We start from the raw sequence: 25,243 nt of genomic DNA, 5'->3' as shown, positions 1-25,243 counted from the left end.
TGATGGAGCCGCCCTGCGCGCTGACCGTGATGGTGATGCCATCCTTGGCGTGGATATCGCCCAGGCGGATGCTGCCCTTGGGCGAATCCAGCCCGACGGTGGTGTCGCTGTAGGCGGACACCACGCCATTGACCGCCTGCACTGCCAGCGAGCGCGTGAGCTTGAGCGTCAGGTAGCGCGGGTCGCGCATGTCGCCCACCAGCATGCCGCTGGACAATGCCTGCGGGCTGGCGCCGTCTTGCGCCATGTAGGGCACGTTGACCGGCTTCCAGACCGGATCGAGGAAGCCGCTGCCGATATCCACCACCTGCACGCCGTTGGCGCGCGCGGCGGCAAGATTCGCCTGCCACTGGCCGATCTCGCCCGCCGATGCGCCTTCCAGCAGCTTGCTGTTGTAGATGAACACCTCGCGGCTGTTCTCGTACAGGCCGAAGCGGTCTGCGAACAGGAACTGCACCGCGCTGTTGGCGGACAAGGTCGTGCCCAGCTTGAGCGACGCGTCGTTCGAATACACCGGCTCGAAGCGCTGCCACAGGCTCGTATCGGTGAAGTCCACGCTGGCGCGGTCCAGCGGCGTGGTGCCGGCCGGGCCGATGTAGCGATACAGCGTGTGATACACGCCCGCCAGGTTGACGGCGTTCGCCCGCGACAGGATGGCCTTGTCGGCCTCCGGCAGCGAGTCGAACACGTTGGCGCGCTCGTCGTCCGACAGGCCCGCCAGGTTAGGCAGTTGCAGCGTGTAGTCGCCCAGCTCCGCGCCGATCGAACCCTGGCCCGAGGTGCGCAGCACGATGCCACCGCCCGCCTTGATGTTCAGGAACCGGTCCACGGGCGGCGCGCCATCGGCGTCGCTGTCCACGTCGAAGACCTGTTCGTTGATGGCCGCAGACACCGGATACAGCAGGTTGTTCTCGATGTTGCGCAACGTGGCCGTCGAGAAGTAGAAGAAGTAACCCGCGTTGTAGGTCTGACCGTACAGCGCAATGTCGGCCGCCGTCTGCGCGGGCGCATCGGCGCGCTGCGTGTAGGTGCGCGTGTATGCCTGCACACCCGCCCCGTTCAGGCTGGACGCATCGAACGCCAGCGTGATCGCCTCGCCCATGTTGGGGTACAGCGCCAACAGGCCGTCGTTCTGCCCGGCCCCGGTCTGGTACAGCATCGCGTCAGCCAGCGTGGCCGCCAGACGGATCGTGCCGTCCGCGCCCACGATGGCGTAGTACGCGGTGTCGGCGCGGACATTGCCCACTGACTGACGGAAATAGATCTCGTCGCCCGTGCGCAGCGCGCGCAGCTGACCCGTGCCGTCGTCCACGATATTCATGTTGGCCAGCTTGAAGCTGCCCGCCCCTACCGAGGTCAACGCCGAGCTGGCCGCGCCTGCCGCAGACTCCAGGCGGTCGCGCCAGTAGTTGTGGTATTCGGCGGTCTGCGCCAGTTCCTTGTCCACCACGTAGTCGTAGACGATCTGGTTGCGCGTGGACTTGACCAGGTTCAACGCCGCCGTGATATCCAGCGCCGCCGGCAGGTAGTTGGCGTCGAAGCCCTGGTTCTTCAACTGTTCGTGCAGCGCCTGCATCGACGCGTTCAGGCCCGCCGTCGAACCGGCCGCCTGCGTCTGGAACAGATGCGTGGACACGGTGAACATGCCGCGGATATCGGCCGCCGCAAAGCCGCGCAGCAGCTCGCCGGTGATGCCCGCGTCCGTGAACAGCGCCTTGGCCAGCTCGCGCCCTTCGGCCGTCTGGTTCAGCAGTTCGATCTGCTGATGCAGCACCGCCTGTTCCTTCGAGGCGAACAGCTGGACCGTATTGTTCGCGCCGACCAGCACGTAGTAGGCCACGTTGGTTTGCAGGCTGGAAGTCTTGCCGATCTGCACGCGCACATCGTTCAGATAGACGCGGTCGTAGTTCTGCAAGGCCCGGTAGCCCGTGACCTGGCCGCTCGCGTCCGTCACCGGCACGATGTTCATGTCGGTCAAGGTAATGACGTTGTCGGCCGACACGGTAGCGCCGCTGGCGGCGGCGTCCAACAGCTTGACCGTCACCGCGCCCGGCGTGCTGCCGGCCACCCCGAATATCTTCGCGATGGTCACGGCGTCGCCGCCATTGAAGGCGCCATCCACGCTCTCGGACAGCGTCACGACGCGGCCGTTGACGCTCTGGATGTAATAGATGGCGGTCTGCGTGGAATTGGCGAAGCTCAGTTCCACGCGCTGGCCCTGCACCAGCCGGTCGGTGCCCGGCAGGGTCAGCGTGGCCACGCCGAATTGCGTCAGCGACTGCTGCGCAAAACCGTTGTCCACGAGGCGGATGCCGGCGTTCACGGTCATGCCCTGCAAGACCGGCGTGTAGCTGCCCGACGTAGCCGTATCATGCACGTTGGTGTTCTGGTAGACGTTCAGGTCTTCCAGCTGGCCCTTCTGCGCATACACCTTGCCCGAGAACGTGATGCGGCCGGTCAGCCACGCGCTGTCCGGGCTGGAGGCGGTCAAGGGGTCGCCGTTGGCGTCCACGATGGTCAGGATGCGCAGCGTGCCGTTGTCATAGACGCCCAGGTCATGGCCTTGCAAGCTGCCGTTCTGGTTCGTCATGTACAGCTCAAGCCCGGCCAGCGAAATCGATTGGCCGCTTTGCAGCAGCGCCTTGATGCTGTTGGCCAGCTGCGTACGCGCCACGTCGCTCATGTTGGACTTGGTCAGATCCCAACCGAAGCCATTGCCCATGTCGACGAATTCGGCATAGCCCGCGCCTGCCGTTTCCGTATAGCTGTAGAACGGCAGCAGGTTGCTGCCGAACCAGCCCCAGTTGTTGTTCGGGGTGTCCGAGGTCAGCACGCCCTGCTTGAGCGCCACCGCGCCAAAGCCACGCTGGATCGTGTAGGCCACCGCCACCGAACCGGTGCCGTTGCCCAGGCCGGTCAGGCCGTAGGTCAGCTGCGACGGCAGGCCCGCCGCCGACACGATGTTCACGCCATCGCGCACATAGAAATTCTTCAAGGACACGGCAGCGCCCGAGAAGCTGAAAGCGATCTGGTTCTGAGAGTCGTACAGGCTGGTCGCGGGCGAGCCATCGGCCTGCACCAGCTTGAGCGACGTGATCCGGCGGGTATGGCTCACCCCGTCGATCGTGAACGTGATCTCGCTGCCGATCAGGCCGTTGGCCGTGTTGTTCATCCAGTCGTTGTACTGCTGGACGGAATTGACCGACGGCATCTGCCAGCCCAGCGTGTTACCGGCCAGCTGGAGCTGGTTGCTGGTCACGGTGCGCTCGATGACCGACCACGTCGTACCCGGCGTGGTCGCCGTCAGGTTGGCGTACAGCGAACCCGCGCCCGTGTTGATCTGGCCTTGCGGATGGTCCAGGTTGTACTGCGTGATGGCCGCGATGACATCGGCAGAGATATCCCGATCGGTCGCGCCCAGCACGGGCGCGGCCGTGCCGCTGCCAGGAACCACGGGGCGCGGCGTATTGGCCGAACCGCTCAGGTCTTCGCCGCCCAAGGTGCCGGACGCATTGCCCAGCACGATGTTCAGGTTGTGATGGCCGCTGCTGTCAACCGCGCTCAGGTCGCCCACATAGGGCGACTTCAGCGTGATGAGGACCGTGTCGAACATCGCCGAGCCCCACCATTGGCCGGTCGGGACGATCTGATCCACGGTCAGCTGCTGTCCATCGACCAGGATGTACGTGTACGAGCGCAGGCCGGCCAGCGCGCGCTGATACAGGTCGCCGCTTGCCTGCCCCGACTTGGCCGCCAAGGCGTTCAGCTGCGCGTTGCTCAGTTGCAGGCGCAAGGTGCTGGAGCCCTGCTGCACCGTCAGTGCGCCGGACGGCAAGGTGAACGAGATCGGCAGATTGGCGTTGGCCTGATCCGTTGCGCCTGCCAGCGCGTAGGACGGGCCGTACAGCACGCCCTGGCTGCCGGCCGTGTACCCCAGCGCGGCCAGCGACACCGGGCCGGCGTTCGCCGTCGGATTGGCCGGGTCGTAGACCGTGAACGTGAAGCGGTAGACATCATTCACGCCACTGCCGGACACCAGGCCCAGATAGCCCAGGATTTCCGTGCGGGCGTTGCCGTTCAGGCTGTTGTTGTAGGCCAGGCGCACCAGATGCTGACCATCCACCGCCGCCTTCAGCGCGGCCGCGTACTGGCTGGCCGTCAGCGTCAGCGCCAGGTATTGGCCGCCTTCGGACTGCGTGCTCAGGTAGGTGCCCACGCCGCCCAGCGTGATCGTCGCGGTCTGCAAGGCGCGCACGCCCGACCAGTAGCTGTTGTACTGCGCCAGTTGCGCATTCAGATCCGCCAGGATCTTCGCCGTGACCGTCGGATAGGCCTTCTCCGTCGCCGTGCGGGTGTCGGCCAGTTCGCCGTCCAGCAGCGAACCGCCATTGAGCGTGATGTTCACGCTGCCCAATTCGGCGTAGACGGAAGCCTGCGGATTCGTCCAGTTGACCGGCTTGACCAGCGTCAGGTCGGCGTTCAGCACGTTCTGCGACAGATAGATGCTCTTGTCCGCGCCCACCGGGCCGCCCGCCAGGCCCGCCTGGGCCGCGAAGCCCTGGCGCGCATGGATGGTCAGCGCCTTGGACGCCGTACCGATGGCGCCGTAACCGGCGTTCAGTTCGATACGGTTGCCCGACACGACGGTGTCGGTGCTGGCGGTGGACGCGTGCGCGAAGATGCCGTTGAGCGCTTCGATGTACACCGTGCCGGCCGACGAATTCACCTTCTGCAAGGTGGCCCACGAACTGGCGCCGCCCTCCGAGAAGTAATTCAAGCGGATATCGTTGCGGGCCTCGGCGCGCGTGTAGCCGGTCGAACCCATCAGGTTGAGCTTGATGGCCCCGCCCAGCGCGATGGCCTCGACGTTGAGCGCCGCGTTGGCGCCGCTGGGCATCTGCCCGTTCGGATCGCGCGCCATGATGCCAACGTCGCCCTGCATCGTGATCGACGTCGGCGAAGACGCCGACACGGCTTCCAGATGCACCGTCTTGCCGTTGCCCACGATCAGGTTGCCCGCCAGCGTCAGGTCGCCATTGCTGCGGATGTAGATCGCGTTGGCGGCGTTGCTGGACCCCATGAAGCTGAGGGTGATCTCTTGCGAGGCCGGCATGTAGAAGGTGAACAGCTCTTGCTGCTTCTTCTCGACCACCTGCGTCAGCGTCGTGGTCTTGGTGCGCAGCCAGCCGCCGCCACTGGTGTGCGGGCCGTCGTTGCGCACAATGACGCCGGTATTGAATTTACGGTAGGCCACGCTGAACACGGACGTGTCCAGCGCGGTGCCGCCCGTGGTCTCCAGGCGGTAGTGCTTGCCGTCCGGGCCCACGATGCTGCCGCTGGTGTCTTCCACCAGCTTCTGCGTGCCGCTGCCTTCGATGGTGGTGGGCAGCAGCGCATCGTTCAGCTTGCCGCTGGCGATCAGTTGCTGCTTGAGCGCATCCGGCACCGAATTGACGCCGTCATAGGCGACCACGGTGGATACGAGCACCGGGCGCGGGGTCTCGAAGACCGTCACGGGGCCGGACTTGCTGGTGTTCTTGTCCGTCAGCCAGCCCAAGGGGTCGAAGTCGCCGAACAGGTTGAACTGCTTGGTCGTGTAGACGGTAGTGGTGGTTTCGCCGGAGCTCCAGCCCATCACCCAGACCATCATCTGGCCGGCCTGGGGCTTGTAGCTCAAGGTCAGCGTCTGGCCATCCTGCAAGGTGCCGGCCGCGCTGCTCGCGCCCGCCGTGCTTTGCTGCCCATTGCCGCTGTCATACACCCAGATCCAGCTCAAGGCGGTCGGGTCGGACGAATTAGGCGTGACCTGCACGAACTTGTTCCACACGGTGTGCACGACGTTGTTCGTGCCTTGCAGCTCGTACAGGTCCTTCTGGCCGCGCGCCGTGTCGATGATCTCGATGCGGCCCCGGCGATACGTGCTGACGTCGATGTCGCCCGTGACCAGCGCATAGGTCGTCTGGTTGTCGATGTGCACGGACGCATAGCCGTTGGCCACGATCAGGTTGCCATTGCCCACCGAGACGATCTGGCCGGTCAGCGAAATGCTGCCGCCCGCCAGACGGATCGGATCGAGAATGATCGTCTGCGTGGCGTAGTCGAAGCGGCCGGTAATCGCGCCGTAGCGGTTCAACGAACCGTCCGCGCTGAACGACACGCCGCTGATGGCGTAGCCGTTGCCGTCTTGCAGCGACTTGTCCTGATCGCCCCGGAACGAGCTGTCGATCTTGATGTAGGCGTCGGTCAGGCCGCTCTGGATCTTGCCGTCGATATTCAGCGTCAGCGCCGAAATGCTGACCGCGCCCAGCGCAAAGATGCGCGAATCGCGCGCCGCCGTGTTGTTCTTGAGCACCTCGCTGAACGAATCCAGCTTGGTGTAGCCCCAGCGCAGCAGCACGTTCTGCATCGTGTCGCTGATGCCGGTGCTGGTGCTGCCGCTCTTCAAGGCATTGACGACGCTGGCCCAACTGTCGTTGAGCAGCGTCGGATTGGTGCCCGAGTTGAACCAGCCTTCGCTTTGCAGGCTGAAATTGCCCTTGGCCACGATGTCCAGGCTGACCGCCTGGATCGTGCCGGACACGTTGATGCTGCCCAGCGTATTGATGACCGACACCTTGCCCAGCGGGTTGACCACCGCGCCCAAGAGGCCCAGGTCCACCGGGGCTGAGGCGATCATCTTCGCCAAGGAATCGTCAGTGCCTTCGTTCAGCGCGCCGCCGAAGGGGTCGACCGCCCAGGTGTTCTTGATCTGGCTGATGTTGACTTCGGCCGTGTCCGAGCCAGTCGCGCCCTTGACCGACACGTCATTGATATACAGGTGGCCGGTCTTGAAGACCTTCAATTGCCCATCCGAACCGGGCCGGATGATGGTGCCGTCCAGCACCACGGCGTCGTACACGTTCATCAGCATCGGCGAGTCGTTGACGATGTTGATCTGCGTGTTGGCGCGCGCGTCGATGCCGTTGCGGTTCACGCCCGCCACGTCCGTCGCGCTGACGTACACCGAGCCGCCCGAGGCGTACATATCGGGAATTTCGACGTAGAAGGTCGAGAAAGAATCCAGATAGCGCACCTGGCCATCGACCACCGTGGCCATCTGGATGCTTTGCAACTGACGCTGCAAGGCGGCGATGTTGGCCTGGTAGCGCGCCACGGCCTGCGGGTCGGACGCGTGTTCGGACTGCATCTTGGTCAGCGTGCGGATCTGCTCGCTGATCACGTTCTGCTGGCTAGCGTAGCGCAGCGTGGGCCGGCCCACGTCCACGGTCTTGAGCACGAAGTACAGGCTGCCCACCTGCGCGGCGGCCGTCGTCCCGAAGTCCGACCCAAGCGCCTCGTCCTTCTGCGCCTGCGTGGCGTTGTCCAGGCGCAGCCAGTAGCTGTTGCCGTAGTTTTCCTTGGCCAGATCCAGGTCGCGGCTGTCCAGGCTGTTGTAGCGGTAGTAGTTGTTGCCGTCCTTGACGATCATGCCGGTCGTGACGTTGACCTTGATGTCGCTGGCGGTGAACGCCGTCAGCTCGTAGTTCACGTCGATGTTGACCGTGCCCGCCGCGCCGTCCGTGCTGGTCTTGCCCGCGCCCAGCAGCTTTTCCAGGATGGCCTTGACCACGGCCGAGTTCGAATCGAACTTCACCGCCCCGCCCGCCGCCTGCGCGGCCAGGCCCGACAGGCCCAGCTCCTTGAGCAGCTCGGCCGGAATCACGAACAGGTTGGCCGCGTTGTTCACGCCCGCGATGATGCGCGTGGCCGCGCCCGTCGCGACCTTGCTGGAACTGCTATCCACCACGCCGTCAGCCAGATCCGCCGTGGGATTCAGGTTCAGGCCGATCACCTGGACCGTGCCATTGACCTTGGCCTGGTCCAGCGTGGACGGATTGGTTTCCAGGCGCACGTTGCGCTGCGCCTTGAGCAGCGAGCCGGCCGACGAGATGCCGTCGATCAGCACCGTGTTGATCTGGCGCGCCTTCGCGCCGCTGTCCACATCCGGAATCTGCGCAATGCCCACCAGCGTGAACGACACGTTGTCGTTGGCCAGCAGATACCCGGTAGAGAGCGGATCGGACGCCTTGCCGCTGCCGGCCAGCGCCAGGATGCTGTCGGCCTCGATCGACGAATTGTCAATCTCGATGGCGTTGCGCACCGTCAGGTCGTTATTGCTGTCCGAACGGCTGAAGCTGGACACCGACACGACCAGCAGGTCGCTGATGGTCGTCGTCACGCCGCGCGTGTTCGCCGCCATGACAACGTCGCCAAAGGCGTTGCGCAGGAACGCGCCGTCCACCTTGACCTTGGACAAGGCGCCATCGGTGCTCAGATGGTTGGTCGACAGCGTGACCGAGACGCCGGACACGCCGGTGATCTTGTTGCGCTGCGTGTAGATGATGTCGTTGGTCGTGACCAGGTCCAGCATGCCGGGCGTGCCGTAGTCGCCACGCGCCTGCACCACCGTCATGCCCGGCGTGGCCAGCGTGTCGCCGGCCTGGCGCGCGCCGGTGATGGTGATCGTCGATTCGGGCTTGATCGTCACCGAATGCTTGCTGACGTCCGCGCCCGCCAGCTTGACGGAATAGCCGCTCAAGGTAGACGTGCCGCGCACCGTGTTGTTGCTGCGCAGGTCCAGCTTGTTGCCCGAGACCTGTGCGCCGCCGCTGATGTCGATGGCCGACTTGCCGGCCACCTGCACATCGATCTTGCCCTGGCGGCCTGCCACCAGCGCGATCGTGCCGGCGTCCATCTTGACGTCCACCGCCTGCACCTGCGAGGCGGAGATACTGAGCAGCGTGCCGTCCACGCGGGCGTTGTTGCCGATCTGCACCCGCGCATCCAGCGCGGTCGTCAGCGTGGCGGTGTCGATCGACACCGTCACCCCGCCCACTTCCAGCGAGCGCGCCTCGGCCAGCAGGCCGGCTTCGCCGTTGCGTTCCGTCGTCGCGCCCACCGTGACGCCGACGATGGCGCCCTGCAAGGTGGCGTTGTCCACCGAGGCCTTGAGCGAACCGCCCAGGCGCGTCTCGGCGCTCATCACGCCCACGCCGATCACGCCGCCGGTGATCGCCTTGGAATACGCGCGCCCGTAATACGTGCCCTGCGCGTTGACGTTGACCATGCCGGGCGTCACGCCCAGGCCGGGGGTGGTGACCGACACGCCCGTCAGCACCGCACCGTTGCGTGCCTCGGCCAGCGTCGTTGCGCCGATGTCCACCAGCGCCTTATTGACGTTGACCGCCAGCCCCGTCGTCGCGGCCACGCCGGCCGTCTGCGTCTGGCTGAAATCCACGCTGACCAGCGCGCTCAGGTCCACCATCGGAGCGGCGACCGTTGCGCCGTCCACCGTTGCCGTCGTGGTGTCGCGCGAGATGTTCTCGGCAATGCCCACGCCCACCGCCACGCCCACCATGCCGACCGCCACGCTGACCTGCGTCAGGTCGATCTGCGCGGCGATGCGGGTGTCGGCCTTGATATCGACCTTGCCCAGCGCGCCCACCTTGCCCGCGCCCGAGACGCGGGCGCTGACGTTGTTGCGCGTGGTGTTCGTGACCCGCACGCCCGCGCCCGAGGCCGCGATACCGCCGCCCACCGCGACCGACGCGGTCACCGCGTCCAGTCCCTTGAAGTCGGTCTGTTGCAGCGCCAGCACCGAGACCGCGTCATACGCGCCCACGTTCTTGCCGCTGGCGTTGGCGACGTAGGCGCTGACCTGGTTCTCGGCCACGCTGTCCACCAGCGTCACGGCCAGGGCCAGGTTCAGCCCGAAGTTGCCAGGCACCGGCAGCGACGCCGCCACCGCCACGCCATAAGCGCCGGATTTGAGGATGGTGCTGGTATCTTGCGCGCGCACCATCACCGAGCCGGACTGGCCCGTCATGCCGGCCGTCACGTCCGAATTCTGGATATAGGCCGACGTCGTCGTGCCGAACCGGTTGGTGACTTGCACGCCGGAGCCGGCGGCCGAACCGCCCGCTCCTGCCACCGCCACGCTGCCGGCGAAGTTGACGCTGGTCAGCGTCTCGGTGGACGTGGCCAGCACGTCCACATTGCCCTTGGCAACAATGATGGTGCTGTTCTCGATATACGCCAGCGCGCGGTTGGCGCGGCTGACGCCGTCGCCCGAATACGCGCCGAACGTATTGTTGGCAATCGACACGCCGATGCTGGCCGCCAGGCCCGCGCCGGTCGCACTGACCGACACCGCGCCCGTCACCGCCGAAATCGTGGACGTGTTGTCCGCCTTCACGGACACGCCCGTGCCCGCCGTGATGGTCGAACCCGACAGATAAGCGCCCACATCGTTGGCGACGATCTGCGTGCCTTCCGCGCCCGAACCGGACACGGACACGCCCGAGAAGCCGGCCGCCACCGAGGCTGCGACCGACAGGCCGTCCAGCGTGGCGGTTTCCTTGGCCGACACGGCCACGGCGTCCGACACGTTCAGCGTGGACGCGGTCACATAGGATTGCACGCTGGTCGCCGCAACGTTGCGCGCCACCGACGCGCCCACGGCCAGCGAACCGCCCGCCATCGCGAAGGCCAGTGATGCGCCGATGGCCTTGGCCTGGAGCGTCGTCGTGTCCTCTGCGCCGACCGACACGCGCGTCATCTGCGCGCCCGTGCCGACGTTCAAGGTCGAATTGGTCACCGCCGCTTCGACCGCGCCCAGCGCCTGGTTGCTGGCCAGCGCCACGCCCACCGACAGGGCCAGGCCCTGCGAGGTGCCCGACAGGCTCGCGCCCGCCGCCGTGGCTTTCAGCGTGGCGGTGTTCGTCGCCTTCACACTCAGGCTGTCCGCGCCGCGCACGTTGGGGTCGATCTGGGTCAGGCCATCGACCTGCGCGCGCGTCACGGCGCGCGTGGTGTTCGATGCGTTCGACCCGGCCGCCGCCAGCGCCACGCCGTTGTAGGCGATGCCGACCGCGCCCGCCACCACCACGGTTTCCAGCGTCTGGCTGGTGTCGGCGGTGACGTTGATCGCGCCCAGATTCGAGACCTGCGTGTTGCTCAGGGTGCCGCGCGCGCCCGCGTCCTGCGTCAAGCTGTTCTCGGCCAGCGATGCGCCGATGGCGAGCGACCCGCCTGCCACGGTAAAGGCCACGCTGGCGACCACCACGGTCGCCTTGATCGTGCCGCGCATGTCGGCATCCACGGTCAGCGCGTTGGCGCCATTGCCGCTGATGCGCGAGCCATTCATCAATGCCGTGGCCGACGAGCCGATGACGTTGCGCGCATCCGCGCCGCCGCCTGCCAGCGACACGCCGCCCAGCCCCACGCCCACCGCAATCGAGGCCGCGACCGACACCGTCTGGATGCTGGCCTGGCTGTCCGCCTTGACGGTGATCGCGCCGGCGTTGACGAAGTTGACCCCGTCAACCTTGGCCTGCGCCGTGTTGGCCACTTCGTTCTGCGCCAGCGACGCCGCGACCGACAGGGACGCGGTTGCGCCCAGCGACACCGCCACCGTGATCGCCACGGCGGCAATCGTGCTGTCGATGCGCGCCACGTCCGTCGCCAGGACCGACACGCTGGCCGCGCGCCACGCGTGCGCCTGGTTCACGTCCGTGATGCGGGCGGTGATGCCCGTCTTGATCTTGTTGACGGCCCGCGCGCCTGCGCCGGCCCCCGACACCGCCAGGCTGGCGCCATCGACGATGGGCGGCGCATACGCTACCGACACCGCGACCGCGCCCGCCACCACGACGGCGTCGATGCTTTGTTGTTCGTCGACGCTGCCGTCGGCCTTGAACGTAGCGTTGCTGGCGTTCACACGCACCGCGCCCGCCGTCACCGTGCTGCCGTCGATGGACGCCACGATCTCATTGACCGGACGGCCCGCGCCCAGCGCCACCACCTGGCCGGCGCTGTTCACGTCATAGCCGATGACGTTCTCGGCCATGGCCACGCCCACCGACGCCGAGGCCGCCGCATAGTGGCTGACCGACACCGATGCCGACATGCCCAGCACCACCGCGTTGATCTGCGACAGGCCCAGCGCCAGCACGTCCAACGCGCCCAGCGCACCGGCCGTACCCGACGTGTCGATGACGGCGTCCGACACCCCTGCCTGCACGCTGGCCGATATGACGTTGCGCGCCAGCGCACCGCCGCCGCCGATGGCGGCATTGGCGCTGTCGCCCACCGACACCGCGACGGACGCGCCCAGCACCACCGACGTGATGTCGGCGCGCTGCGTGGCGCTGACCGTCAGCGCCGCGCCATTCGTTTCCACGCTGCCGCCCTGGATATGGGCATGCACCGTGTTGAAGACCTTGTTGACTGCCACGCTCGTGCCCACCGCGATGGCCACGCCCGCGCTGCCGGCCTGCACGCTGACCGCCCCGCCGATGGCGATGGCGGTGATCGATGCGCGGTCGCTGGCGGATACCGTCACGCCCGAGGCCGTGCCCAGCGCCGCGCCGCGCGTGCGCAGGACGGAGTTGTCCACCAGCGCCTTGACCACGGTGCTGATGTCGCTGATCGCGACCGACACGCCCACGGACGCGCCCGCGCCCACGCCGCCTGCCGACACGGCCACGGCCAGCGCGCCCGCCACCGCCACGATGCTGCCGGTGTTCTCGGCGTTCACGCGCACGCCGCCTTCAAGCAGGGAGCCCGTCTTCGTGTCCACGTTGCGCAGCGTCGCTTCGACCGAGCCGCCGATAGTGTTGCCGCTGCCCGCGCCTGCGCCAGCCCCGGCAAAGCCCTGCCCCACCGCCACCGCCGCCGCCACGCCGATCGATGCCGACACGATGCGCGAGTCATTGATGGCGTCCACCGCCACGCCATGGGCCGAGGCGATCTGGGTACGCAGGCCGGCGTCACTGTCGGACGAGCCATCGATGCTTGCCCGCGTCTGGTTCCTGACCGTGTTGTCGGTGGCCGACACGCCGGCCGCGATGCCCGCGCCGCTGCCCGGCGACACCGCCACGCCGAGGCCGCCCGCCACGGCCAGCACATAACCGTCGTCGCGCGCCTGCACGGCCACGCCCGGCGCGCCGCCCGAGGACAGGGCCTCGACCAGACGCGCATTGCGGATGCCGGCTTCGTTCTTGCTGTTGACGCGGTTGACGGATACGGCTCCGCCCACCGACACCGCCACGGTGCCGACGGCCACGCTGCCGGCTACCGTCACGTTGTGGATCTGACCGGTGAACAGCGACGCCACCTGAACGTGCGCGCCGCGCACCGCGCCCTGCGTGTCGCGGATCTGGGCGGATACCGAATGCTCGCGGGCATTGCCCGCGGGCGCGCCGCCCAGATAGTTGTAAGAGAGGCTGGCGCCCACCGCCACGCCCGCGCCTTGCGAGCCCAGGCCCAGCGCGATCGCGCCGGCCAGGCTGTTGATGGTGGAGGCGTCGGTGGCTTGCACCACGATGTCGCCGTCCGCGACCACGTCCTGACCACTGACCGTGTCGCCGATCTCGGCCTTGATCGAATTGGCGATCCAGTTCAGCACCGCCGATCCGCCAAAGCCCACATTGGCGCCGCTGCCGCCCGCCGCGACCGCGCCGCTGACCGCCATCGCGGAGATCTGCGCGTTCAGGCCGGGTGACAGGTCATCGGGCTTGGCAAACGTAGCCAGCACGACGATATCGCCCGCCGCCGACAGGGACGAGCGCACCGCGCCCGCGTACACCGTGTCGAAGATCTGGTTGACGGCAAACGCCATGCCGGCAGCCACGCGGCCGCCCACCGACACCGACACGTTGCCGGCCAGCGCCGCGATGCTGGCCATGTCGCGCGCGGCGATGCGGATATCGCCCGTCGTCGCGGTGACGGAAGCATCACGGATCTGCGCATGCACCGTGTTCTGGATCGTATTGACGGCGACCGAGCCGCTGACCGCCACGCCCGCGCCGCCCGCCAGACCGACGGACACGTTGTAGATGCTGGCGCGCTCATCGGCGCGCACCTGCACGGATTCTGCCGTGACCGTCGCCGAGGCAATCGCAGCGCGCACGTTGTTGCGCATGTCCGCCACGCCCACCGAGGCGCCGATGGCTGCCGACGCGCCCTGCGTCAGCGAAATGCCCAATGCGCCCGTGGCCGTCACGATGCGGCTGGCGTCCTGCGCCGATACCGACACCGCGCCCTTGTCCGCCAGCACCTGCGTGCCGGCCGTCGCGCCTGTGTTGTCGATGATGGCGGTCACGTCCGCCCGCGAGATGTTCACGCCAATCGCGCCCGCGCCGCCCAGGGACTTGCCCCCCGCGCCCGCCACGGTGATGCTCAACATGCTGTTGGACAAGGCATGGCCCTGCGTCAACGCGCCGATATCCAATGCGATCAGGCCGCCCGAGGTGATGCGGTCCACGGCTTTTTGCAGGCTGACGCCGCCCGTGCCGCTCATCGCGCCCAGTTGCATCGCGATGCCGTCGCGCGCGTTGTCCAGCGAGCTGGCCAGTTGATAGCGGAACGCGCCGCCCTGCGAGGCGTTGATGACGTAATAGCGCTGGCCATCGATCAGCCCGTCTATCGTCGTGCCCTGGCTGCGGTAGATCACCACGTCGCCCGTGGCCAGACCCGCATCGGTGGCGAAGCTGAAACTGTTTTCGCCCGCCGCCTGCGCCTTGGCGCTGCTGGCGGATAAGGTGGCGTCCGTCGGCGTGCCTTGCATGATGCTGGTGTTCTGTGTGCCGTCGCTGCCGGTGCTGGTCGAGCTCTGCGAGGTCTGGCGCTGCAACTGCACCTGCGTGAACGCGATCATCGCGTCGGGATTGACGGCGATGGGCCGGTTCTGGGCGTCCAGCGCCTTGTTGCCGGCCGCGTCGGTCAGGAAATACTCGTAGCGCTTGGTGCCGGTGTTGAACTCGGCCACATAGCCCAGCGCGGCCAGCGTGACGGCCGCGCCGTTGACGCTCTTGAATCGCAAGGTCGTGCTGTCCACGACCTCCACTTCATAGACGTTGTCGTTCGCCAGGCCGGTCAGCACGCCATGATCGGCCACGCTGACCACGACCTTGTCGCCGGTGGCCAGGCCGTGCGCCTTGGGCAGGGTCAGGCTGCCGTCCGCGTTCAAGACCGCGCCGGCCGGATTGTTCACGCTGAAGCGCTGCAACGCGCCGCCGACGGACGCGCCGCTCAGGTCGATCAGATTGCCCTGGCCGTCGCGCAGCTGGAACGAGGTCTGGTCGGCGCTGAGGTTGACGACGTAATACGCCACGCCCACCTTCAACACGTCCTTGCCCTGGGCCAGGATGCGATTGGCCAGCACGTCTTCGATCTGGCCATTGCTGCCGACCGAGCCGCTGTACACGATGGCCGCGCCTTCCTGCACGCCGGCGAACGGTGCGTTCAGCGTCAGCGTGTTGGTGGCGGGGTTCAGCGTCACGCCCGCATCCACGCCGTGGAAGGGTTGCAGGTTGACGCTGGTGGAATTCTGCATGCGCACGTGGGCAAAGCCCACCGCGCCCAGGTTGGTCACGCTGCCGAACTGCAAGGCCTTGCCGCGCAAGGCGTCTTCCTGCGTGTCCGCCAGCTGGATGATGGCCTGGCCATTGGGAGCCTCGCGGCGGATCACGTAGTACACGCGATCGTTGCGCAGGCTGGAGCCGTCGGCCAGCTTGATGTTGGCCGCGCCCGCGCTCAGGTAGACGCCGTCGCCGGTCTGCCATCCCGAGAACTCGCCGCCCGCGCCGCCCGCCTGTGTCGGCATGCCGGCGTTGCCGCTGTCGTCCTGCGTGCCGTTGATGACGGCGGCCGCTTCGCCCGTGAAGGTCAGCGTGCTACCGCCCTGGTCCACGTGGATGTCGTTGCCGCCGACCGACAGCTGATCGCCGCCGCCCAGTTGTGCATTGCTGCCCGCCGCCATCGGGTCCACCAGGCCGGCGAACACATTGACGTTGCCGGCTACCGCATGCACATCGCTGCGCAGGATGGCCGCCGTGATCTTTGGATTGGGGGTCGCGCCGGCATTGTCGGCCACGCCCACCGTCGTCACCGCCGCGCCGGAATCGGCCAGCGTGGTGTTGGAAAATCCCAGCAGGTTGCGGTCAAAGGCGGTGTTGCCGCCCATGATGTTGACCGCCACGGCCAGGCCCACCGCTGCGCCTTGAGTCGCGATGGAACCCGCGACCGTGATGGCGTACAGCGCGGACGCGTCCGAAGCGTTCACGCGCACGGCGTCGCCGGTAAAGCCGGTCTGGCTGCCCGCCTTGATGGTGCTGTCGCTGATGCGCGCTTCGGTCGCGCCGCGCATCATGTTGACGTTGACCGCGCCGGCCAATGCAAAGTTCTTCGACAAGGCGCCTGCCGCGCCCACCGACACCAGCAAGGGTGACGAATGCGCCGACACGTCTACCTTGCCGCCGACGTCCACGTCGGCATATTCAATCAAGGCGCTGGCGCGCGAACTGACTTCGTTGACGCTGACCGACGCGCCGACGGCCACCGAGCCGCCCGCCGCCACCGCCACGCCGCCCGTCACGGCGACGAGCGTATTGTTTTCGGTTGCCGTCACCGTCAGCGCCGTGGCCTTGATGTTGCTGCGCGCCGCCACAGCGCCGTTGGCGTCGTAGCGCGGCAGCACATAGGCGGCCACCGCCGAGCTGACCCGGTTGACCTGGATGGAGCCCGCGCCCGCGAACTTCGCGTCGCCCATGCCCACGCCCACGCCGACCGCGCCGCCGCCCAGCGCCGACCTGTCTTCGGCACTGATGCTCACCGCGCCCTGGCCGCGCGTATCAACGGTCGAGCCCTGGATGCCGGCCATGACGGCGTTGCCGATTTCGTTGTAACTGACGGCGATGCCCACGCCCGCCTTCTTGCCCGCGCCGGCCGCACCGGTGATGGCCACCAGCGTCGTCTTGTCCAGCGCTTGCAGCTTCATGTCATGGCTGCCGCTGGCCGCGCCGTCATACGTGACCTTGCTGTTGATCAGATAGCTTTCGATGCGGTTGGACACCACGTTGACCGACACCGAGCCGCCCACGCCCGCGCCATCGCGCGCCGTGCCCAGCGCGCCGGCAAAGCCCACCACCACCTGGGTCGATTCCGCGGACACGTCGATGCTGCCGGTGTACAGCAGCTCCGTCACTTGGCGGATGCCCGCTTCAGCATTGCTGGTGCTGACGTTGACGGCAATCGCCGCGCCCACGCCCGCCTTGCCGTCCGAACTGGCGACCGCACCGGCCACCGTGGCCAGCACGCTCAGGTCACGCGCCTGCAAGGTGATGTCGCGCGCCGACACCTTGGCCGCGTTGCTCAACACCGCGATGTTGGCGTAGTCCGCCACGCCCACGGCGGCCGAGCCGGCCACCGCGACGCCCTTCTGTCCTTTCGCGCCGGCCATGCCGGCGGCAATCGTGACCGCCACGCCCGTGCGCCGGGCCGCCAGGGCCAGGTTCGCCGTGACGGCCAATTCGCCCACCGCCACCACCTCGGCGCGCGCCTCGCCGCCCAGCATGTTCATGCTGTAAGCGCCCGCGATGCCCACGTTCGACTTGGCGCTGTCGGACTGCGCCAGCGCGGCCGACCCGGACAGGGCCAGCGCGTGCGTGTCGTTCAAGGCGGTGATCGAAGCGTCGCCGCCGATCTTGATGACCATGCCCGCCGCGTTGACGTAGGCCTGGGCAAAGTCGCTGACCATGTTGACGGCCACCGCGCCCGAAATCGCCACGCCCGTCTTGGACGGTTGGCTGCTGCTGCTGGACGCACCGCCGCCAGGGGCCGCGCCGGCGTCCTGCGTCAGTTGCTTGACCTGGCCGCTGGCGGCCTCCAGCGTCGAACCCAGATCCGCGCCGGGCAGCGGCGCGGGGTTCGCTACCCCAGGCGCGGCCTGCCCCTGGCTGCCGGGCAACTTCGTGTTCATGATGTCGGTGCCGCTGCCAGCACCGCCAGCACCGCCGCCGCCAGCGCCTGCACCCGTGCCGCTGCCCGCACCCGCCGTCGGGCTGGACACGCGCGAGCCGGCCACGGCGAAGTTGCCGACAAAGCCCTTGTTCTCCGCCCGCACCGACAGCGACGACGCCGTGAACGCGCCTGCCGGTAAGCCGGTGGGCGCGCCATCGGACACGCGCAAGGTGTCGCCGATCAAGGCCTGCGTCCAGCGGTTGACGTCATTGATGGACACGCTCATGCCCACGCCCACCGCCTGCGAACTGGCGGCCGCGCCTGCGATCGTGCCCACCCAGGTGGCGTCGGTCGCTGCAATCGCGGCAGCGCCCGAGGCTTCGACGGTAGCGCCGCGTCCTACCTGCGCCAAGGTGGTGGCGCTGGTCGAATTGACCAGCACCACGCCATTGACCGCCAGCGTCTTGGCCTGGCCGCCCGATGCGCCCAGCGTGACCGAGACCAATTCGTTGTCGGCGTTGACCGTCAGCTTGCCGGTGTTGATCACGGCCGTGTCGCTCACCACCGCACGCGTGTCGTGCTTGGCCGCGTTCACGTACACCGACACGCCTATCGCCGAGCCCTCTTTCGAGCTGCTGCCGTAGTCAAAGCCCTGATATTTGGGCGTGAGAAAGCCCTTGACCCGGTCCTTGCCGTAGCTCATGCGGCTTTCGCCGTCCTTGCGCGGGTCGGCCTTTTGCAGATCCTTCGCACCGCCAATCGACAGCGACGGCAGGATGATGTTGCCCACCAAGTTCAGGCGTTGCGACGAATTCTCGGCATCCACCGTCAGGTCGCCCGCCGCGCCGCCAGACAGGCGCGTGTCGATCTTGCCAGCCACGTTGGCCAGGGTCTGCGTGTCCTGCACCAGCACGGTGAACGCGCCGGACAAGGCCAGCTTCTTGCTCTTGGCGTTGGCGCTGGCCCAGCTGCTGAAGCTGGACGAAATGCCGCCCGTGCTGGTCAGCGTGGCTTGCAGGTTGTTCAGGAAACTGGCGGCGGCAGCGCCGGCCACCGTCATCTTGGCCTTGGTGCCGTCGGCCGCGTTCCACTTGGCGTCGATGCCATCGAACGGCGCATACAGATTGACCAGCCACAGCTTGTTGGGGTCGATCTGGTTCAGCGTGCTGGCGGTGACCGCCACGTCGCCGCCCTTGGTGGTGACGCTGGCCAGCTTGCTGACCGCGGCCTGCGTGTTGACGTTGTCGATGCCGATGATCACCGCCGCCGCCGCGCCGAAGTCGGAGCCGTCCGGCCCCGCCGCGCGTTCCGGCTGGTTGGTGGTCAGGCTGTTCTTCTTGTTCAGGAACGCCTGCTTGTCGGCAATTGCCTGATCGTCCACCCCGCTCATGACCGTCAGCTTGGTGTTGTACTGCGTCACGGCGTTGACGGTCACGTCGCCGCCTGCGGTCGTGACCGTCGCGGCATTGACGCCATTGCCGATGCGGGCCGTCGTCGTGATGTTGCTCATCGACATGCCCAGCGCCGCGCCCACCTGGAATTCCGTGGACGGTTTGTCGATTTCCTTCTGGATGTCCTCGTCGTACTTGGCGCGGTCGGCGAAATCCTTTTCCTGCTTGATCTCTTTGACCTTGTCGCCGAACTTTCCGCCCCGGCTCTCGGACACCAGCGCGCTGAAGAAGCTCTTGACGTACTGCGTGCCGGTGCCCAGGCCGCTCAGTGCGCCGCCCACGACCGGCGTGACCGTCTTGGAGATGGCGGCGCTCTTGGCCTCGGTTTGCACCGAGGACAGGTAGTCGCTGCCGGTGGCGGCGCGTCCGCCCAGAATGGTCTTGACCGCGATGGCGCTGCCCGTGTCCAGCGCCTTGGCCTGGACCGTGACCTTGCCCGAGTCGCGCGTCACGACTGTGCCATCCATGAACGCTTCGGTCTTGAGCTGGTTGTAGGCGAAGCCCACGGCCACGCCCACCTTGGCTACGCTGGCCTTGTACCGGCCCGTCTCTTTGGACGGGTCGATCTTGCCGTCCGCCGTCTTCACGGGCTGCGTGTCGTCGCTTTCGGCAAGGGCGCCCAGCGCCGAGATCGAGATGGTGCTCTTGTGGTTGGTGATGGCCTGGACCGTCACGTCGCCGCCCACGCCGCTGGCCGTGCCGGTGTTGGGATCGACGGTAAAGCGCAGCCCCGTTTCCAGGCGCGCCGACGCGCCCACATGCACGGTGGATTCACTGATCACCACCGCCACGCCCACGCCGATCACGGCCGGCACCGCGCCCAGTTGCCCCGGCAACAGGGCAATCGACATGTCGTTCGTGACTTCGGACTTGATGGTGATGCCCTTGGCGGCGATCACCGTGCCCTGCACGTCGATGCGCGAATAATTTTGCAGCACGCCGACCGCGATGCTGGCCACCTTGGACACCAGCGGACTGAGCTTGACCGTGGCCGACGAGGTGGACGTGATCGTCACGTCGCTGTTGGACACCAGCCGCGCCTGCGTGCCGACGTTGATGGACGACGTGTAGGTGATGCCGGCCCAGGACGCCATGGCGGTGGCGCCATCCAGGAACTTCATCAAGGCATCGAAAGCGGAATTGACGCCGCCCGCCAGGGTGCCCAGCACGCCGCTCTGGTTGGCGCCGTTCTTGATCAGCGGGTCCAGGTCGTAGTCTTTGCTGTCGATCTTGGTCGTCAGGCTGACGCCCGATCCGGCCGCATCCTTGGCCCACAAGGTGGCGTTGTTGATGGTGATGCCGGTTTCCAGCTCGTAGATCTGCGCAAAGCCGCTGCGCCACGGGCGGTAACGTTGCGCCGCCAGTTCCACCGCGCCCGCCGCCAGCACGATGTTCGCGCCCGAAGTCGCGCCCACCGTGATCTTCTGGCCTTCGAGCCGCAGGGTGTGGCCCGCGTCCAGCGTGATGTTGGTGTTCACCGAGAACGACTCGCCACGGATGATGACGTTGCGGCCGCTCAACGTCAGCGCCTGATCGACGCTGCCATTGCCGATGTCCAGCACATAATCCAGCTTGTCCGTGTTCGCGCCCAGCGTCACGCCTTCGATGGCGCCGAATGCCGAGATCAGGCTCGACAGCGCCGACCCCGTGCCCGGCCCCATCACCATCAGGCTGTTGTCCTTGCCCGTGTTGGATGCCAGCGACACGGTAACTTTGCCGGCCGAGGTATCGGCCGGCTGCGTCACCACAAACGAAACGTTGCTGGTGTTGCCCTTGAGCGTGTCGTAACCGCCGCTGGTCGCCAGCGTGACGGCCTGCGTCCACGTGGACGCGTCCAGCGTGGTCGCGCCCGTCGAGTTGGTGGCGATGACGATGGCGTCGCCGAACGTATTGGCGCCGTAGTTCACCGCCGCCGTGACGACGCCGGCATTGACGTAATGCACGTTGGCGTTGCTCAACACCGCGCCCACGCTGGTGTTGACCACCAGGTGATTGCTGGCCAGCGGCTGCGTGACGATGTTGTTGCCCGCGCCGGTGTTCAGCGTGTCCTGTCCGTAGTTGACGACGAAGGTGTTGTCGCCGCCGCCCGAGCGGATGGTGGAATTGGCGCCGGCCAGTACGAACTGGGTCTGATGGCCGATTGCCAGCGCCGCGCCCGTCAGCACGCCGGCGCTGGTGGAACTGCTTTGCGCCTGGTTCGCCGCGATCAAGCCCAGCTTGTAGGCGGCATCCGACACGCTGACGGTGGAGGTGGACACCGTGCCGTCGGCGTTCAGCGCGGCCTGCATGCCCGGCGCCAACGTGAACACGCCCGACAGGCCGGCCGCGATGGCGTCCTGGCTGTAGGCCACCTGCAAGCGCCCTTGGGCGTCCAGGCTGGCCGTCAGCGCGTACAGATAGTCCCACGGCGTGGTGGTGTCGGTGGCCGCGATCAGCTTGCCCGCGTTCGGGCCGCTGACGGCGACGCGCAGCGGCTCGCCGGCCGCGTTGACCAGGATGCTTTGCCCGATGGCGTCCAGCAGCTCGGCGATGGTGCGCACACCTTCCAGCCCGACATCGACGCGCGCGTTGGCCTGGTTGGGGAACAGGAACGCCAGCGCCGGGCCCTCGGCCGGCGTGTAGCCGGTGGTCAGGTCGGACAGGTAGGTCTGCGTGGTGACGCCGGTAAAGGCGGTGGTGTCGACGGTGTTGGCGGTCCCGCCGCCCTGCACCACGAAGCGGAAGTCATTCACGTTGGTGAATGCGCTGTTGACCGTGACGCCGCCCGTGCTGATGGCAAGCTGGCTGTTGCTCAGCGTGACGTTCTTGCCGCCCGTGGACAGCTCGATGGTGTTGGTCCCGGCGGATCCGATCACCTGCGTCGCGTAGGCGTTGCTGACGATGAAATAGTTCGACAGCCCGGCCTGGCCGTCCAGCACGGCGGTGCCCGCGAAGCGCGAGGTATCGATCCAGTTGCCGTATTCGCCGCTGACGATGCGGGCGCTGGTGATGCCGGTGTAGGTGGACGCGGTGGCCTGTGTCTCGTCGGCGGCGCGCTTGATCCAGCTGATGCCGCCGTTCTGTTCGAACGACACATAGCCCAGCCCGCCGCTGGCGGTCATCTGCGCCTGGTAGCCCGCGCCGTCGATGCCGGTCAGGCCATCGGCGGCCACGACCAGTTCGGTGGTGGCGTTCGCGCCCGTGCCGCCCGTGATCGCATAGCGGCCGCCCAGCAGCATGACCTGATGGCGCGTGTTGGCGCCGGAGCCGGACTTGATCACGCCGCCCGCCATCAGGCCGCTGACCAGCACCGTATTGCCGCTGAACGCCGAAGCGTCGATCAACGTGGAACCCAGTCCGCCGTTCAGGCGCGCGTCGCTGAAGACGCCGTGCAAGGTGTTGGCCAGCACCGGATTGGCCTGGCCTGCCGCCAGCGGCGTGCCGTCGGTCTGGTAGGTGGCCGCCAGCGCGGTATCGCTCAACGTGAAATTCCACTGGCCGTTTTCGTCCAGCGTATTGCTCAGGGAGCCGGCTTGCGCCCACAGCTCGTTCGATCCCTGATAACCCGTGTAGGTGTTGTGGCCCAGACCGCCCTTCAGGACGTTGGCGCCCGCGCTGCCGATCAGGTTCAGATCGCCGCGATAATTCGTGCCGTCCAGCGTGACGAGCGTGCTGGCGTGATTCGCCGAGCCCACGGCCGCCGCCGGGTCGATGGTGCGATAGTCCTGCAAGGTCACGGCGTTCACGCCGCGCAAGGTCACCGTCGCAACGGCGCCTGCGCCCACGGGCGTGTTCGTCAGCGTGGCCGAGGTCTTGTCGCCCGTCAGCGTGGCGTCGCTGTCCACGCCCGCGATGTATTCGGTGGTGCCGCCCGTGGCCAGGTTGCCGATCACCAGATCGTTGCCGCCGCCCCCGCTGATGCGGTTCTGGCCACGGCTGTTGGCCACGGTAATGATGTTGTCGCCCAGGCTGCCGACGATGTCGTTGCCATAGGTGCCGCCCGCGCCGATGACGTTGCTGATGTTCAGCACGCCTGCCATGCCGCTGGCGTTGTACAGGCCGGTGTTGCCGTCCTGGAAGTTCAGGTTGACGGTGACGTTGTCTTCATAGCCCGTGTAGTCCAGCGTGGTCTTGCCGGCCACGCCGAAGAACATCTGCACGTCCAGATTGCTGACCAGGGCGGTCGCGCCGTTCAGGGTGTTGACCGTGCCGTCCGCTGCCACGCCCGCGCCTAGGTAGACGGAAATGCCGCCGCTGGTCTGCACGCGCGCCGTGACGTCCGCGCCATATTGGGACAGGTCCAGCGTGTTGCCGCTTTGGCCGGCCTGTTGGGTCAGCGTGAAGCCGATGGCCCCGCCCGCGACGATGTAGGTGTTGCCGCCGCCGCTGCCGCTGATGATGTCTTGCGAGTGGTTGATCGTGACGGTGGTGTCGCCCACGACCGTGATCTTGTTGCCGCCCTGCGTAGAACCCTTGACGCCGCTGATCGCTCGCACATAACCGAATCCGGTGGGCGGCGGCGGCGGAACTTCTTCGCCATTGGCGTCCGCAGAAGGGCCGGACAGATCGACCGTGATGCCGGTGGCGTAGCCGCTGTAATCCAGCAAGGTCTTGCCGTCCAGCGCGGTGCCGATCAGGTTGAAGGTCTTGCCGCCGATCTTCAGGCTTTGCGTGCCGTCGGCCGACTTGAAGACGACGTTCACCGTGTGCTGCGTCCACACATTGGCGGCGTCCACCGTCGCGTAGCGGATCTGGTAGGCGTCATCGTTGCTGATGATGGCGGTGACGTTGCCCTTGATGGCCGAGAAGTCCAGCGTGTTGTTGCTGTTCTCGTCGTCCTCGTTGCGCACCCAGACACCGTTCTCCAGCTTCATGCCCTGACGCACTTCGATCGTGGTCACGGCGGCGGTCGAATTGTTGTCGAAGACGAAGGTGTTGTTGCTGCCGTAGCCGATCAGGTGGTCATTGGTGGCCACGCCCTGCAAGGTCGATCCACCCGTTTGCAGGCCGGTGGCGCTGGCCATCACGCCATTCCAGCTGGCGACCGTGACCGAGTTCGTGTCGATCACGCCCTTGCGATAGTCCAGCACCCAGTCGCCGCCCAGCGCGGCGCTGCCGACCGTGTGCGTGGCGGCGGCCACGTCCGCGCGCGTGATGGCGGACAGGCTGTCCACGAAGGCGATGCCGCCCTTGCCGGCGGCGACGTTGCAGCCGTAGAGCAGGATGTCGCCATCTTCCGACAGCGCATCGCCCCAGGCGCGCAACTGTTCCTTGTACGTGTCGAGCTGGCTGGAACCCAGCGTGGCCGTGCCCAGCGACAGCGCGCCGGCGCTGCCGTGGCTCATGATCTGCACGGCGGCCAGGTCCTTGTGCTGACCCAGGATCTGCGTGATCTGGTCCACGCCGTCATAGCGGCCGTCCAGCACGATGATCTCGGTGTCGTGCGCGCGCAGCACCTGCACCTGCGGGCCTTCGCCCGTGGGCTTGACCAGGCCATCCAGGCCTTCTGTCTTGCCGCTGATCAGGCCGTACAGGCCCTGGACGATCTCTTGCGCGTTATCGACGGCGGGGTCCACGAAGATGATCTGGCGCACCGGCGTCTGTTCCGACTGCGTGGTGTAGCCGGGGATGTTCGCCGCCAGCGCCGACGGCTTGGCCGCGTTCGCTTCCTGGCCGGGCAGCCATGCCTTGGCGTCGCCCTGTCGCGTGGCGTTGGCCTTGGCGTACTGATCCAGCGTCATCATGTCGCTGTGCTGCGCCACGGCCTTGAAGGCGGCGCGCTCGACCAGGTACGGATGCGTGCCGGGCGCGGCGGGCTTCTTGCCCTGATGCGCGCCAGCGGCCGGATCGGCGGGCGCGACGACAGGCGCCTGATCGCTGGTGGGCGGTGGCGGCGGCACGAGCAGGTCGGCCGACATGAGATAACGGCGCTCCAGCGCCTCGAAGAGGGGCCGCCTGCGGAACAAGGATTGCTGCACCTCGCGGGAGGAACGGCCGGTCCACAGTTTGCGCGCCAGTTTCTTCATGCTCAT

At 67.2% G+C, this 25,243-nt stretch carries 1 protein-coding gene (cut by a window edge); it reads right to left on the bottom strand.

The window, feature by feature from the left end:
* Positions 1 to 25,243, bottom strand: partial view of a DUF4347 domain-containing protein gene (locus API01S_RS03385; protein WP_167351691.1) — the 5' portion only. The gene continues 7,487 nt to the left of window position 1, outside the view; only the first 25,243 of its 32,730 coding nucleotides appear in the window; it begins with the start codon at positions 25,241 to 25,243; the stop codon falls past the left edge of the window.

This window comes from Achromobacter piechaudii NBRC 102461 (assembly GCF_001571245.1).
Taxonomy (GTDB): domain Bacteria; phylum Pseudomonadota; class Gammaproteobacteria; order Burkholderiales; family Burkholderiaceae_B; genus Achromobacter; species Achromobacter piechaudii.
The sequence above is the reverse complement of the archived record's forward strand: the minus strand, read 5'-3'. Positions and strand labels throughout refer to the sequence as shown.